Source organism: Xenorhabdus beddingii (assembly GCF_002127545.1).
Lineage (GTDB): Bacteria > Pseudomonadota > Gammaproteobacteria > Enterobacterales > Enterobacteriaceae > Xenorhabdus > Xenorhabdus beddingii.
This window is the reverse complement of the sequence record NZ_MUBK01000006.1, coordinates 29233-44627: the sequence shown is the minus strand read 5'-3', so window position 1 is coordinate 44627 and position 15395 is coordinate 29233. Positions and strand designations below refer to the sequence as shown.

General features: G+C 46.8%; 11 protein-coding genes and 3 tRNA genes. 7 read left to right on the top strand and 7 right to left on the bottom strand.

Going from position 1 to position 15395, the window contains the following annotated elements:
• Positions 1-19: 19 nt before the first annotated feature.
• Entirely contained in the window at positions 20-1381 is a 1362-nt protein-coding gene (gene amiB / locus Xbed_RS05280) for an N-acetylmuramoyl-L-alanine amidase AmiB (RefSeq protein WP_422641376.1), read from the bottom strand.
• 14 nt (positions 1382-1395) lie between these two features.
• The gene (gene tsaE / locus Xbed_RS05275) at positions 1396-1860 is read right to left on the bottom strand and encodes a tRNA (adenosine(37)-N6)-threonylcarbamoyltransferase complex ATPase subunit type 1 TsaE (protein WP_086111885.1); all 465 of its coding nucleotides are present in this window, start codon (positions 1858-1860) and stop codon (positions 1396-1398) included.
• 200 nt (positions 1861-2060) lie between these two features.
• Between tsaE and queG the strand changes: the two genes are divergently transcribed.
• Complete coding sequence (queG, locus tag Xbed_RS05270) at positions 2061-3218, top strand: tRNA epoxyqueuosine(34) reductase QueG (protein ID WP_086111884.1); 1158 nt, start codon at positions 2061-2063, stop codon at positions 3216-3218.
• A 489-nt stretch (positions 3219-3707) separates the two neighbouring features.
• On the top strand, positions 3708-3836 hold the full coding sequence (locus Xbed_RS20485; RefSeq protein ID WP_279625507.1) for a hypothetical protein: 129 nt from the start codon (positions 3708-3710) through the stop codon (positions 3834-3836).
• Between the two features lie 93 nt (positions 3837-3929).
• Here the strand turns inward: Xbed_RS20485 and Xbed_RS05265 are convergent.
• Positions 3930-4005, bottom strand: a tRNA-Gly gene (locus tag Xbed_RS05265).
• 399 nt (positions 4006-4404) lie between these two features.
• Between Xbed_RS05265 and Xbed_RS05260 the strand changes: the two genes are divergently transcribed.
• Complete coding sequence (locus Xbed_RS05260; RefSeq protein ID WP_086111883.1) at positions 4405-7857, top strand: indolepyruvate ferredoxin oxidoreductase family protein; 3453 nt, start codon at positions 4405-4407, stop codon at positions 7855-7857.
• A gap of 75 nt (positions 7858-7932) precedes the next feature.
• Here Xbed_RS05260 and Xbed_RS05255 read toward each other — a convergent pair.
• The 3 genes from Xbed_RS05255 to orn all read right to left on the bottom strand — a co-directional run bounded on the left by Xbed_RS05255 (position 7933) and on the right by orn (position 8884).
• Positions 7933-8008, bottom strand: a tRNA-Gly gene (locus Xbed_RS05255).
• A 53-nt stretch (positions 8009-8061) separates the two neighbouring features.
• Positions 8062-8137 (bottom strand) — tRNA-Gly (locus Xbed_RS05250).
• Between the two features lie 201 nt (positions 8138-8338).
• Positions 8339-8884 carry an oligoribonuclease gene (orn, locus tag Xbed_RS05245; protein ID WP_086111882.1) on the bottom strand — a complete coding sequence of 182 codons (546 nt, stop codon included), beginning with the start codon at positions 8882-8884 and terminating at the stop codon, positions 8339-8341.
• 111 nt (positions 8885-8995) lie between these two features.
• On the opposite strand from orn, the gene rsgA reads away from it, so the two are divergent.
• The 4 genes from rsgA (at position 8996) to Xbed_RS19700 (ending at position 14639) form a co-directional block, all read left to right on the top strand.
• A complete protein-coding gene (gene rsgA / locus Xbed_RS05240) occupies positions 8996-10054 on the top strand; it encodes a small ribosomal subunit biogenesis GTPase RsgA (protein ID WP_086111881.1) in 1059 nt (352 codons plus the stop codon).
• 93 nt (positions 10055-10147) lie between these two features.
• Positions 10148-11083: an archaetidylserine decarboxylase gene (asd, locus tag Xbed_RS05235; RefSeq protein ID WP_086111880.1), complete on the top strand. Its 936-nt coding sequence runs from the start codon at positions 10148-10150 to the stop codon at positions 11081-11083.
• A gap of 25 nt (positions 11084-11108) precedes the next feature.
• Positions 11109-14453: a miniconductance mechanosensitive channel MscM gene (mscM, locus tag Xbed_RS05230; protein WP_086111879.1), complete on the top strand. Its 3345-nt coding sequence runs from the start codon at positions 11109-11111 to the stop codon at positions 14451-14453.
• Positions 14454-14465: 12 nt separating this feature from the next.
• A complete protein-coding gene (locus Xbed_RS19700) occupies positions 14466-14639 on the top strand; it encodes a hypothetical protein (protein ID WP_167371868.1) in 174 nt (57 codons plus the stop codon).
• 134 nt (positions 14640-14773) lie between these two features.
• On the opposite strand, the gene Xbed_RS05225 is transcribed toward Xbed_RS19700, so the two are convergent.
• Positions 14774-15205, bottom strand: a complete 432-nt coding sequence (locus tag Xbed_RS05225) for a carboxymuconolactone decarboxylase family protein (protein WP_086111878.1) — start codon at positions 15203-15205, stop codon at positions 14774-14776.
• Positions 15206-15395: the final 190 nt, after the last annotated feature.

The window sequence follows — 15395 nt, the reverse complement described above, 5'->3', positions numbered from 1 at the left end:
TTTGATAGGCATATACGGATTACTTTGGTGCTGTCTGTAGTGGATTGGCCTGAAAATAACGGCGTAAGCCCAAGTGGATGGCCTGTGCCAATTTTTCCTGATACTGATTGGAACCCAATAATTCTTCTTCAGACTGATTACTGATAAAACCGGTTTCCACCAAAATAGACGGAATATCCGGCGAACGTAACACACCGAGGCTTGCATGTTCTGGCAGACGTTTATGCAAAGAGCCAATTCGGGTTAACTGACTTAACACTTGCTCTGCAACATCATAACCGACTCTCTGAGAATGGCCGAATTGCAAATCCAGCACCGCCTGACTCAAATAGGGATCGGCACCATTGGCAAGGACATCTCCTGCACCGCCCAGCAACTCCGATTGTTTTTCATGCTGCTCCAGCCAATTTCCCAATTCACTTTTTGCACGGCGGTTAGAGAGCACCCAGACAGAAGCACCTCTGGCGCTGCGATTGGGAGCCGCATCCGCATGAATGGATATCAGCATGTTGGCTCGATGCTTACGGGCGACTTCGGAACGTCCGGCAACAGAGATAAAATAATCACCCTCCCGTGTCAGCACTGGCTTAAACATGGGATCATTGCGCAAAAGTGCTTCCAATTTACGTGCAACACTAATGGTTACGTTTTTTTCCTTCAACCCCCGCAACCCCATCGCCCCCGGATCTTGCCCACCATGCCCCGCATCAATGGCAACCACAATCGGGCGGATACCCCGCCCTTGGACAACTTGGGCAGCCGGTTTCTTCACACTGTTTTCATGGGTATTCGCTGGCTTATGAACATGAGATGCTGGTTTTTTATCCGGTATTGTCTCCGGTATTGTGTCCGGTTTCATTAACGGGGAGTCAGAAGTCAGTGATTGCTTACTTTCGTTTTTAGCCACATTATCCCTGAAAATAGGTGTTTTGCTATTCACTGCTCCCTGGGTTTTCAGGGCAAGAACCACCTGATATGTACTACCCGACTTCTTCACTGAGGACGTTGCGGTGGCGTTGTGTGCCAACTCCAGCACCACCCTCTGATGGTGTGTATCAGGCGGCTGGCTGGAACGTACCTGTTTTACCAGAACCTGGCCGGATAAACGCATCGGTAACCCAACGATTTTGCCGGCTTGACGAATATCCACGACCAAGCGTTCAGGAGAATGCAAAGGAAAAAATCGATAATCAGGATGCCCGCCAGTGAATTCCAATGTGACTGTCGCTTCAGATGGGCGATTGCTCACATGAACATTCGATAACGTCGCCGCCACAGCCGTCGCCATGACCCATTGACTCAATATGACAAATAAAACACAGGCCACCACCCAGCGGGTATGCCATTTTTTTACCACATTCACGGAAAAGGCACTCATCATGGTCGGGTATTCCTTCATAAGGACTTCAAATTATCCAACAGACTTTCACCATATTCAGATAAGGCAACAAAACGCGCCTGTCGACCGTCATTGTCATAACTCAAGTGCAACTCAATATCGGCATCAGGCAAGACCCCCGCGCCTTGTTGAGGCCATTCCACCAGACAAATAGCCTCTTGGTGGAAATAATCACGGATCCCCATAAACTCCAGCTCTTCAGGATCGGCCAGACGGTACAAGTCAAAATGATAGACAGGCCGGGGTTGTAAAGCATAAGGTTCGACCAGTGTATAAGTTGGACTTTTTACATGCCCCTGATGGCCGAGTGCCTGTAGGAAGCCTCGACTAAATGTGGTTTTTCCGGCACCAAGGTCACCATATAAATAAATAACATAGCCGCGATCATTGACTGACGCCACTGCATTGCCCAATGCAACGGTGGCATTTTCATTTGGAAGTGATAAAACGAGTTCTTTCATCGAAAAATATCTATTTTTATTTATTGAATTAAACGCCTAAACAGGTAGACATATCAGCAAAATAGCTTAACAGATAACCATCATTCAGGCATTATCATTGAACATCTTATGCATCGTTGTCATGCCGTATACCGCATTTTTTGTATTCATTCCACACTGTGTTAATCTACGCCTCTCTTGCAGCAGTAAATTAATATTCCATGGCAACCCCTCTCGATCTGAATCTTCTGGCCGCAAATATCAAGCAATGGGGCATTTCCCTTGGCTTTCAACAAGTCGGTATCTGTGACACCGATTTATCGGCAGAAGAACCAAAACTACAAGCATGGCTTGATAAGCAATACCACGGCGAAATGGACTGGATGGCACGTCACGGCATGATGCGCGCCCGTCCTCATGAGCTGTTGCCCGGAACTTTGCGGGTAATCAGTGTGCGCATGAATTATCTGCCGGCTAAGGCCGCATTTGCCAGTACGCTTAACAATCCACAAATGGGCTATGTTAGCCGTTATTCACTGGGCAGAGATTATCATAAACTGCTGCGCCAACGTCTCAAAAAACTCGGCGATCAGATTCAAGACTATTGCACCGTTCATGACTATCAGGGCACTCTGAACTTTCGCCCTTTTGTCGATTCTGCCCCCATTATGGAACGCCCACTGGCAGCAAAAGCCGGTCTTGGCTGGGTTGGTAAACACTCACTTATATTAAATCGAGACTCCGGCTCTTGGTTTTTTCTGGGTGAATTGCTGATTGACCTGCCCCTGCCGATTGACACGCCTCAAGAGGAACAATGTGGACGTTGCGTGGCCTGCATGACAACGTGTCCGACAGGTGCGATTGTTGAGCCTTACACCATTGATGCCCGGCGATGCATTTCATATCTGACCATAGAATTGGAAGGCGCGATCCCGGAAGAGTTTCGCCCATTGATGGGCAACCGGATTTATGGCTGCGATGATTGCCAGCTTATCTGCCCGTGGAACCGTTTTTCACAATTAACGGATGAGGCCGATTTCAGCCCACGCGCAGCACTGCATACCCCAGACTTACTTGATTTGTTCCATTGGAGTGAAGAAAAGTTTCTGCGTATCACAGAAGGGTCAGCCATTCGCCGCATCGGGTACTTGCGCTGGTTACGCAACATTTCCGTTGCCTTGGGCAATGCACCTTATCAGGATGATATCGTGCTCGCATTGGAAAAAAGAATGGGATTAAGTGATGTTTTGGATGAACATATCCGCTGGGCCATTGCTCAACAAATAACCCGCCGTAATGCTAACGCAATCGAAGTGCAAACGTCACAACAAAAACGATTAATACGGGCAATTACAAAAGGCTTACCCAGAGATGCTTAATAAGCAACCAATCGAATTTCTTGTTAAAAAGGCCGTCTGTTTCCTTGTGAATAAAATAAAAATGCTTTCCCAATCAACAAACAAACCAAGAACAAATATTAATCAATGTGTTTTTGAATGAAATTAATTATTTTAATTAATCAATAAGTTAAGCGCAAACCATTGCCTTGAGTGATAACTTAAAAAATTCATGCACGACAAAGCCTTCCTGTGGATAACTCTGTGTAACAACTAGAGTGACATCAGGTGACTCAATATGGCTGAAATCTAAGATACTGTGGATAAAAAACAAGGATTGAATTCTAGTAGAAGACACCAGAAATCAGCAGCGAAATAAAAACTCCCCATCTATTCTAGACGCTGGTGGAGAAATTTTCCTCTGCCTCTTCAAAAATGAGGCGGCATTATGGACTTGTTGTGGCAGGATAGCAAGCGCTTTATCGACAATTTATTTTTGACGGGAATTGTATTTTTAATAGGGGTTATATATTGGGTGGAAGTGAGAATAAAAAGCCACTATGTGGTGTAGGTGGTGTGGTGCCCAGTGGTGCCCAATCGGATCTCGGTATTAATGGATTGGATCGTGTCTTGCTGGCAGGAAATAGAGCGAGAAAATGAATAAATACAAGGATAAACACTTTCTGGTGTAAATATTTTATTAGGGAAAAATGAGGTAATAGAAAAATGAAGTAGTAACAGAATGAAGAGATTTGGAGCGGGAAACGAGACTCGAACTCGCGACCCCGACCTTGGCAAGGTCGTGCTCTACCAACTGAGCTATTCCCGCGTCGCTGATGGCTAATATTAGCCTGAGGTATCTGAATGCGGATTCTGAATATTCGTTAACTCAGTGATGCTAACTCGATGAGTAACAAGATAATTATTCCAATCTGCATATCAGGAACGGGCGCCATTATGAACGTGTTCAGATAAGATGGCAAGCCCTTTGCAGCTATCCTCATGCCAAACGCTCAAAAGATATTCGCCCGGCTCCGATACAAAAAGTACATGCCATCCCCCTTATAATTATTTAGAATACCTGAACGACCACATAATTTAACATTTAATAAACAAATAACCAACATCTAATAAGATTTATGCTTGTCGTAAGCCGTTGAGGGCAATAGATTAACATCAGTTTTGGTCGTTACTTAGATGATTATTCTCTTTAGAGAGGGTCAAAAACATGGCTCGATATTATCAATCTAAATTTGTCACGGGCACTGAAGCTCTGGTTGACCTTCTACTCGCTCAAGCTGAATTGGATGAAATGCATGATCTCAATACCGCAGGATTCGTTTCAGGCTATCGCGGTTCCCCTTTAGCCCGTTTAGATCAAACATTATGGCAACACAGCAAAGCACTCATCCAAGCCAATATTCGTTTCCAACCGGCGATCAATGAGGATCTTGCGGCAAATGCACTGATTGGCACGCAAAAAGTAGAATCTGACCCTGACAGACAAGTCAGCGGTGTCTTTGGCATGTGGTACGGCAAAGGGCCGGGAGTGGATCGTTCCGGTGATGCACTCAAACATGGCAATGCCTATGGCTCCTCGCCACACGGTGGCGTGCTGGTTATCGCCGGGGATGACCACGGTTGTGTCTCTTCCTCTATGTCCCACCAGTCTGATCTCAGCATGATGGCATGGAGTATGCCCATTTTGCATCCCGCATCGGTTGCGGATTATCTTGATGTTGGCTTATGGGGTTGGGCTGCGTCACGAGTCAGTGGTGCCTGGTTTGGATTCAAGGCGATCAGTGAAGTTGTGGAAAGCGGAGCCATCAGAGAAAGTAAACCTTTTCCTGCTTATCAAATTCCTCAAGTTGATCCCGGCCCTGATGGGCTGCACTGGCGTTGGCCCGATCTCCCCGGCCCGCAGATTGAAAAGCGTTTGGCCTATAAACTGAAAGCCGTTGAAGATTTTGCCAAACTTAACCCCATTGATTATCTCCTCACACCTTGCCGTCAGCCACAAGCCTTGTTGGTCACCGTTGGCAAGGCCCATCAAGATGTCATGGAAGCCCTGCGTACCGGGGGACTGACGCCTTGCGAACTGGCACAACAAGGCGTCGCTTTTCTCCATGTCCGTTTGGTTTATCCTTTATCACCACTTCTCATCGAGCTGGCTGCACAGGTCACCGATATCTTTGTCATTGAAGAAAAAGCGGCCATTGTTGAGATGTTGCTGGCACATCAATTGGTTAAGTTACGGAAAAGTGTCAATCTGATCGGTAAACACAATCATCTTGGGCAAAAATTGTTGCCTGCTGACGTTGAATTGCGCCCTTCACGGATCGCAATCCCGCTTTCTGGCTGGTTACAACCATTCAATCTCTTCCTCTCCGTGCCACCAGAATGGTCAACAGCCATTATTCCGCACGATCTCCAGTTGCCTAAACGTACACCTTATTTTTGTGCTGGCTGCCCTCATAGCACGTCTACCCGCTTACCGGAAGGTAGCCAGGCCCAAGTCGGCATAGGATGCCATGTCATGGCGGCGTGGATGGATCGCAACACCGGAAGCGGCCTTTTGCCAATGGGGGGAGAAGGCATTGATTGGGTGGGACATGCGCCGTTCGTGAATCGATCCCACGTCTTTCAGAATCTGGGTGATGGTACTTATTTTCATTCGGGTCATTTAGCCATCCGTCAATCTGTTGCGGCGGGAAGCCACATTACTTATAAGTTACTGTTTAATGATGCCGTGGCAATGACAGGCGGGCAGCCACTGGATGGAAACATTACGCTATTCCAAATGGCCTCTTTGATGCTGGCAGAAGGTGTCAAAGAAGTCGTTATCGTGACCAACCATCTTGATAAATATAAAGATAAAAGCCTGCTTCCCGCCAATGTAAAACTCTATGATCGGGACTATCTCGAAGAGATACAGAAACACCTTCGTGAAATCGTTGGCGTCACAGTGATAATCTACGATCAGGCGTGTGCCACCGAGCTTCGCCGCAAAAGAAAGCGGGGATTAGTCCCCAAAGTGACGCGACGGGCAGTCATTAACGAGCTGGTTTGTGAAGGGTGTGGGGATTGCCAAATACAATCGAATTGCCTGGCCGTCATCCCGACAAAAACACCTTTGGGCATTAAGCGCAAGATAGACCAACACGTTTGTAACTCAGACTTATCTTGTTTAAAAGGGTTTTGCCCCAGCTTCATTACCGTCGAAGATACTCATCCGCGTCCCGATCTCAGCAAGATCATCTCACAAGCCGATTTAGAAAAAATCATCCCTAAATTGCCACTGCCAACCCTCGCTACAGCAACAACACCTTATGAAATCCTGTTAGTGGGTGTCGGCGGTACAGGCATCGTTACCGCAGGGCACCTACTTGCCAATGCTGCGCAATCAGATAGTTGTGCCGTCAGCTTGCTTAACTTCACGGGCTTTGCTCAAAAAGGGGGAGAAGCCATCACTCATGTGCGGTTATGCCATGACGCAACTAAATTGCATCAGGTCAGGATTGATCGGGGGCAGGCCAATTTGGTTATTGCGGCGGATTTAGTCGCGGCGACAGGACAAAATGCTCTGGAAGTGATGTCGAGGGGTTCGACAAAATGTCTCCTGAACACGCATGAAACGCAGATTGGTGCCATGCTTCGGGCGCCCATGCTGAGTTTGGATTATCCCAAAATGTTAGATACCCTTAGCCAGCACACTCAGTCATTACTCTCCATTGATGCAGAGATGTTGGCGGCTCATCTGGTCGGTGACAGGGAACAAGCCAATATCATCTTAATCGGTTATGCCTGGCAACTCGGAAAACTTCCCATCACGTTGCGTTCTATCAACGACGCCATTCAAGGGTTGGGAAGTTCGGCAGATAATGCCCGGCGGGCTTTCCATATAGGCCGCATCGCGGCTGTACAGCCAGAGCTTTTGCAGGAACATTTAACTATTCATCCACAAGTTTCTTATCCACAAGCTCTTTATTCACAAAACCTTTATTCACAAAGAAAGATAAAAAGCCTGGACGACCTCATCATGCATCGCTATCAATTACTGGTTGATTATCAAAATGAAAGATATGCGATGCGTTACCTCAGCCGCGTTGCCCAAGTGCAAATGTTGGCACAACAGATTGATGCCGAAGAAATAACCAAATCCGTTGCTGAAAACTTATTCAAATTGATGGCCTACAAAGACGAATATGAAGTTGCCCGCCTGTTCGTCAAAACGGATTTTCTCGATCATCTCCGCACGCAATTTGATAATACCAACAAAATTCACTTTCACCTTAGTATCCCCCTCTTCAATCGCAAAGATCCCCGCACAGGCCAACGGGGAAAAAGAGAATATGGCACGTGGCTCATTCCGGTATTCCGTTTTCTTGCTGCCTGTAAGCCACTGCGCGGTACGGCTTTCGATATTTTTGGCTATCAGGAAGAGCGTAAGCAGGAAAGACATTTGCTGCTTGAGTATGAGCAATTAATTGATATTTTGATCGAAAAAATGGATCGCCATAATTTGGCAACCTGTCAGCAACTCGCCGGACTGCCCGATCAAGTACGAGGTTTTGGTCATGTGAAGCAAAAAGCGATAAAAAATATGCAGGAACGCAAGGACATTTTATTGAAGGAATTGTTGTTGAAAGAATTGTTGGAAGAATGGCAAAAAGTAGTGTGACAAGAAACAAAAAAGCGCCTTTCGGCGCTTTTTTGATGACGGGCAGATTTTGCTAAAAACCCACCGTCCTGAATTTGGAGCGGGAAACGAGACTCGAACTCGCGACCCCAACCTTGGCAAGGTTGTGCTCTACCAACTGAGCTATTCCCGCATTTTTTTCGGCTTCTGCCAGCCGGATTTTTCACACCTACATCATTTTCGATTTGGAGCGGGAAACGAGACTCGAACTCGCGACCCCGACCTTGGCAAGGTCGTGCTCTACCAACTGAGCTATTCCCGCTTAGATCTTGGTGTGCCGTACTGTTGAAATTATTCATCGGTACGGGGAGCGCATTATACGAGGAATTATTCTTCTGGCAAGCCCCAAAACACAAAAAATCGCGTTTTTTATCTGATTGATGATTAAACCGGCAAATTATCCGCTTAATCATCAATCAGGAGATTACCTTTCGTACAATGCTTTATTTTCGGTCACTTTGGGTTATTTCTGAATAAAATGCTCACGGTAATACACTAATTCAGCAATCGATTCCCGGATATCATCCAATGCCTGATGAGTATTTTTCTTGCTAAGCCCTGACAACATTTCAGGGTTCCAACGGCGAGCCAATTCCTTAAGCGTACTGACATCCAAGTAACGATAGTGAAAATATTTTTCCAGCTCTGGCATATAACGAAACAGAAAACGGCGATCCTGTCCTACACTGTTGCCACAAATGGGCGATTTTCCTGCCGGAACCCACTGTTCCAGAAAAGCGATGGTCGCTTTTTCTGCCTCAGTATCATCAAACTGACTTTTTTTCACACGCTCAACCAACCCACTGCCAGTATGCGTCCGTACATTCCAGTCATCCATCAATGCCAATTGTTCATCTGACTGATGCACCGCAATCACCGGCCCTTCTGCCAGGATATTGAGTTCCGAGTCAGTGACAATAGTCGCAATTTCAATTATGCGATCACGCTCTGGATCTAGGCCCGTCATTTCTAAATCTATCCAGATAAGATTGTTCTCACTTTTTGACATGATATATCCTAGTTTCCTTCAAAAGAGGTAGTCTGTATCGGTGGTGTATCATAACGTTTTTGATCACTCACAGCGATAATCAGCAAGATAGGTGAAATTAAGTGAGGTTCGGTGGCTAAAAATAAACTCTCCAAAGGGCAGCAACGCCGTGTGCAAGCCAATCATCAGCGCAGGCTGAACAAGGCTGATGCCAACAAACCAGAAATGGATGATAGCCAGTTTGGTGAGCCGCAGGAAGGGCTGGTGATCAGCCGATTCGGGCAACACGCCGATATTGAGGCCGCAGATTTGTCCATACAGCGTTGCAATATTCGCAGGACAATCCGCTCACTGGTTACCGGCGATCGTGTTGTCTGGCGCCCCGCGCTGCAACTCCAATCCGATGTTAAAGTCAATGGGATCGTGGAAGCGGTTCATGAACGCACGTCGGTTCTCACACGCCCCGACTACTACGATGGCATCAAGCCCATCGCGTCAAATATCAACCAAATTGTGATCGTCTCTGCGATATTGCCAGAGCTTTCACTGAATATTATCGATCGCTACTTAGTTGCCTGTGAAACACTCAATATCGAGCCGTTGATCGTACTCAATAAAATCGACCTGTTGGATGCCGAAAGCCGTGAATGGGTTAATGGTGTCATGGATATCTACCGCCATATCGGTTATCGCGTACTGGAAATTTCCAGCTATACCGGGGAAGGCATCGCGGAGCTGACTTCCTCGCTGGCGGATAAAATCAGTATCTTCGCAGGGCAATCTGGCGTGGGAAAATCCAGCCTGCTCAATACCCTGTTACCGGATAACGAAAAAGACATTCTGGTCAACGACGTCTCTGATAATTCCGGCCTTGGTCAGCACACCACCACGACATCACGCCTTTACCATTTTCCATTGGGGGGAGATGTAATCGACTCTCCGGGTGTCCGTGAATTCGGGTTATGGCATCTCACGCCAGAACAGGTGACAGAAGGCTTTGTGGAATTTCGCGAATACCTTGGGGGATGCAAATTCCGTGATTGTAAACATCAAGAAGATCCCGGGTGTGCCTTAAAGGCAGCGCTGGAAAAAGGGATTATTGCGGAAGAGCGTTTCGAGAATTATCACCGGATTCTGGAAAGCATGGCGCAGGTTAAGCCACGCAGAAATTTCACAGACAGTCAGAAATAAGACAATAATTAACGATACCCTGACATTAAAAATAATGGCAGGTACAATGGTAGACTTTTGTCCAATTTACCAAGAAAAATCCAAGAGGTTGACGTGCTGGATAATCTTAAGATTAGGTTTCAATATTTACTTCCAAAGCAATGCATTACAAATTTTGCGGGCTGGTTTGCCAGTAAAAAGGCGGGCTGGCTCACCCAGTTTGTCATCAAGGCTTTCGCCAAAGCCTATAAAGTCGACATGAATGAAGCAAAAAATTCCTCATTCACCGCCTACTCAACATTCAATGAGTTTTTTGTCCGTCCCTTGAAGGAGGATATTCGCCCGATCGTCAATGAAACCAATCAGTTGGCTCTGCCGGCAGACGGAACCGTCAGCCAGCTTGGGGCGATCCGCGAGGATCAAATTATTCAGGCCAAAGGCCATTACTACACCGTAGAAGCGCTCTTGGCAGGACAGTATCAACTCGCAGAGCAATTCCGTAACGGTCAGTTTATCACCACCTACTTATCGCCCAAAGATTATCACCGTGTCCATATGCCATGCGATGGCGTACTCAAAGAGATGATCTATGTTCCCGGTGATCTGTTTTCCGTCAATCTGCTGACCGCAGCCAATGTGCCAAACCTGTTTGCCCGCAATGAACGTGTCATCTGTGTCTTCGAAACTGCATTCGGGCCAATGGTGCAGATTCTGGTCGGTGCAACTATTGTTGGTAGTATTGAAACCGTTTGGAGTGGCTGTGTCACCCCGCCACGGGAAGGCATCATCAAACGCTGGACCTATCCGGCAGAAGGTCAGGAAGGGGCCATTTCCCTCCAAAAAGGGGAAGAAATGGGGCGCTTCAAACTGGGTTCAACGGTTATCAACCTGTTTGTTTCCCATCAGGTTAATTTTGCCAATAATTTATACAGTGGTTCACAAACCCGCATGGGTGGTTTGATGGCTCAGGCGATCACGGCAGAAGAATTGGCTGTGGACACCGATGAAGCAGCAAATGGTGAAGCCATGAATAAAGACATCGTTAGCTAATTTTAGAGACAAGGAGCCCCTTATTGTGCGCCTGATGATCAGTTTATTTTTCAGCCTGTTGCTTGCGAACCCGGCTTTTGCCTCTGTGACTCAGTTGGACGAAACCCAACTGAATCAAGAGCTAAAGCAGGTTGAAGGCAGTAAAAATTCACAAGATTCTGAAATCGCGCAGGCACTTCAAGGGGCCATAACGTGGGTTAACGAGACCAAATCCGCCAATGAGCGTATCCAGAAATATCAACAGTCGATTGATCGCTTTCCCGCCAACATCAAAGAATTGCGCCAGAAAATTCTTGCCGAAAGCGATGCTGTCCCCCCAATTCCTGCCAATCAGCCCATCAATAAGCTAGAACAACAAATTACCCAGATTAGCAGCGAATTACTGGAAAAAGGGCGCCAATTACAGCAAGAACAGGATAAGATCCGGGAAATCAGCGATTCCATTACCCTGTTGCCCCAGCAACAGGGTGAAGCGAAACGTCTGCAAGCGGAAGCGACTTCCCGTCTCCAATCTTTAGGTTCACCTTCTACCCCACTGGCCAAGGCTCAATTAACCTTAGCCCAAGCAGAAGTCAATGCCCGTAATGCCATGACCAATGAGTTGGAAATGGCACAACTTTCTGCCAACAATCGGCAAGAAATTGCCCGCATAGGCGCCGAATTATTTAAAAAACGCTATCAACGGTTGGATATCCAACTCCAACAATTGCGCAACCAGTTAAATATCCAACGCCAGCAAAAAGCAGAATCCGCCCTTGAACATACCGAGATGCTGGCAGAACAGAGTGGCGGAAAACTGCCTCAATTTTTACTCAATGAGCTTCAGCAAAACCGCCAGTTATCGCAAATGCTCAGTCAGCAAACCCAGAACATGGACGTCATTGGTTCGCAACAGCGCAAAGCCGCCGACGATGTTTTGCTGGTTCGCCGAACCCTGAATACTATCCGTGAACAGGCACAATGGCTAAACGACTCCACCGCACTTGGGGAAGCCTTAAGGGCTCAGGTCACCCGTATCCCTGATATGCCAAAATCCCAGCAACTTGACAGAAACATTGTCGAATTGCGGATTGAGAGACTGAACTACGAGGATATGCTGGAACGTTCACAGCATGAGATTGATCAGCCATCACCCTCATATCACGCCCTGACATCGGCACAGAAGCAAGTTTATGAATCTCTTATCCGAACGCGAAAAGAGTTATTAAATTCTCTGCTTTCAGGGTATGACAACGAAATACTGGAGCTGACAAAGCTCAAAGTCGCCACCAGCCAATTAAATGATGCCGTGAATGAAGTTCGGGATGCCACCCATCGCTATCTATTTTGGGTGGCGGATGTCAACCCCATCTCACTGCATTATCCACTGCTGGTGGTGCAAGATCTGACGCGCTTACTGTCTCTGGATACCTTTTCGCAGTTAGGTGCGGCGATCCATAATATGTTGACCACACAGGATACCCTGCTCTATTTGCTGGGGACTTTGCTGCTGGTGATTTTCAGTATTAGCTCGCACCGCCAATACCATGCCTTTCTCGAACGTTCCAGCAATCGCATAGGCAAAGTGACCCAAGATCATTTTTCACTGACCTTGCGTACCGTTTTCTGGTCTATCGTCGCGGCATTACCACTGCCGATGCTCTGGTCAGCCATTGGCTATGGCCTGCAAAATGCGTGGCAATACCCGATGGCTAACGCGATAGGCGATGGTGTACGTGCAACCACGCCGGTTCTATGGGTCTTTATGCTCAGTGCTGCATTTGCCCATCCCAATGGCTTATTTATCGCTCATTTTCGCTGGCCGGAAGAGCGCATCAAACGGGCAATGCGTTTTTATCGCCTGTCCATTTTCCTGATCGCGCCTCTCATGATGGCGTTGATCACCTTTAATCACTACAACGACCGGGAATTTATCTCAACCCTTGGCAGGCTCTGTTTTGTGATGCTCTGTATTTCCTTGAGTCTGGTGACCAGTAGCTTAAAACGCGCTGGCATTCCGCTCTATATGGACAAACATGGATCAGGCGAAAATATTGTTAGCTCTGTCTTATGGTGGATATTACTTTCTGCCCCGATCTTAGCGGCACTGGCTTCGATCCTCGGCTATCTGCAAACCTCACAGGCACTGCTGGGGCGTCTGGAAACCTCGGTTGCCATCTGGTTCTTCTTACTGGTCGTTTACCACATTATCCGTCGATGGATGCTGATCCAACGACGTAAAATTGCGTTTGAACGCGCCAAGCAGCGCCGTGCAGAAATACTGGCTCAACGCGCCAAAAGTGAAGACGATTCAAGCAATATCAATAGCAGCGTAGAAGGTTCAATCGAGGTTGAAGAACCCGTCATTGATTTGGATGCCATCAGCGCCCAATCATTGGGACTAGTCCGTTCGATCCTGACCATGATTGCGCTCGTTTCACTCATCCTATTGTGGTCTGAATTACATTCAGCGTTTTCCTTCCTTGAAAATATCAGGCTTTGGAACGTAAGTACGACCATAAACGGCATTGAGACGGTCCAGCCAATTACCCTTGGCTCGATATTAGTGGCGATATTGGTCATTGTCATTACCACGCAGCTTGTCCGTAACCTGCCCGCACTGCTGGAACTTGCTCTGTTACAGCATCTGGAGCTATCACCGGGTACAGGTTATGCCATCACAACGTTAACCAAATACAGCATCACCCTGATTGGGGGTTTAATTGGTTTCTCTCTGGTGGGTATTGAGTGGTCGAAAATACAATGGCTGATTGCGGCCATGGGGGTGGGTCTTGGTTTTGGCTTACAAGAAATTTTCACCAATATCATTTCCGGCCTGATTATCCTATTTGAAAAACCCATCCGGATTGGTGATACCGTGACTATCCGTGGTCTGACTGGCAGCATCACGAAGATTAATACACGTGCCACCACCTTGTCCGACTGGGACAGAAAAGAAATTATTGTTCCCAACAAGGCTTTTATTACTGAGCAATTCATCAACTGGTCACTGTCTGACACGATCACCCGTATCGTCCTGACTGTCCCTGTCCCGGCGGATATTGAATCCGCCTATGCCACCGACATATTAATGACGGCCGCCAAAAGCTCACCATTAATTCTCGATAATCCGATGCCAGAAGTTTACTTGGTGGATTTGCAGCAAGGGATTCAAATTTACGAACTGCGTGCTTATGCTGCGGAAATGGGGCATCGTATGCCCGCCCGCCACGAAGTACACCAACACATTTTGCAGGAATTCCGCAAACACGATATTACCTTGCCATTCCCGCCTTTTCAGGCACGGGTTGATATTTTTGGTCAGGAAATACGCAGCTCTACCGCCAATATTTCGGGACGCAATCCCCCGCGTAAGCCAGGAGAATTATAAGATTAAGTTGACGTGAGGAAACGCATCCCCTTTCAAATTAGTGGTTTACTGGCATTGAATGGCGTTTCTATTCTGGGAAACGCCATTACTGAAATTGCCATTCCGTGGCTGATTCTGGAAATAATGGCGGTCGTGGTGCTGGGAGGATTGGCGGTTTACCGGATGATGCGCGGGCGAGATAAATAAAGCATAGAACATGCCAAGCGAGCAGATCAATCATTGGGTGAAACGAAAAGTGATTTAACAGGATTGAATTCAGTGACCGCCTAAACGATCACATTTAAGATGAAATAAAACCATCATGACAGAATTAAATCACATTAATGACGCATACCAATTGCAAGCCGGTTCATCCCATTCATAAGCGCAATGGCAAACGTCAAATCAGAGATTTCCTGATCCGTGAAATAATCTTTCAAAGGTAAATAAGCCTCATCGTCCGCATGTGTCGTGACAATATAAGTGAGCGCTTCTGCCCATTCCAGCGCTGCCTTTTCACGAGGGCTAAACTGACTGCTGACCCGCCATCCGGCTAATTCAGCTAACCGACGTTCTGTTTCTTGGTTTTCTCTTAGGGATTGGGTGTGCTTGTTTAAACAGAAAGAACAACCATTGATTTGGGAAACCCGCAGATAGATTAATTCAACCAGAGGGACGCCCAACGGACTTTTTTCTAGGGCTTGTTTGACCGCACGGAAACCTTGCAATAGTTCTGGAGATAAATCGTAATAAGCCAAGCGCATATTATTCATAAATACAACTCCTTATCTTAAGATCCCACTAACTATATGATAAGAAGTGAATTCAAGTAAAGGACAAAAGCCGCTCTCTAATATAACCATTTGTCTTATTCAAAAGATAAGCGAGCGCATTCAGATGATTATTTCAAATATTAAATTTATGGCAGAACAATTATCAAAAAAGCGCCACTGATTGTCTAGT

Excerpts from the sequence above, each read along its gene's own strand:
- amiB (WP_422641376.1), bottom strand. The coding sequence starts at position 1,381 with ATGATGAGTGCCTTTTCCGTGAATGTGGTAAAAAAATGGCATACCCGC.
- tsaE (WP_086111885.1), bottom strand. The coding sequence starts at position 1,860 with ATGAAAGAACTCGTTTTATCACTTCCAAATGAAAATGCCACCGTTGCA.
- queG (WP_086111884.1), top strand. The coding sequence starts at position 2,061 with ATGGCAACCCCTCTCGATCTGAATCTTCTGGCCGCAAATATCAAGCAA.
- Xbed_RS05260 (WP_086111883.1), top strand. The coding sequence starts at position 4,405 with ATGGCTCGATATTATCAATCTAAATTTGTCACGGGCACTGAAGCTCTG.
- orn (WP_086111882.1), bottom strand. The coding sequence starts at position 8,884 with ATGTCAAAAAGTGAGAACAATCTTATCTGGATAGATTTAGAAATGACG.
- Xbed_RS05225 (WP_086111878.1), bottom strand. The coding sequence starts at position 15,205 with ATGAATAATATGCGCTTGGCTTATTACGATTTATCTCCAGAACTATTG.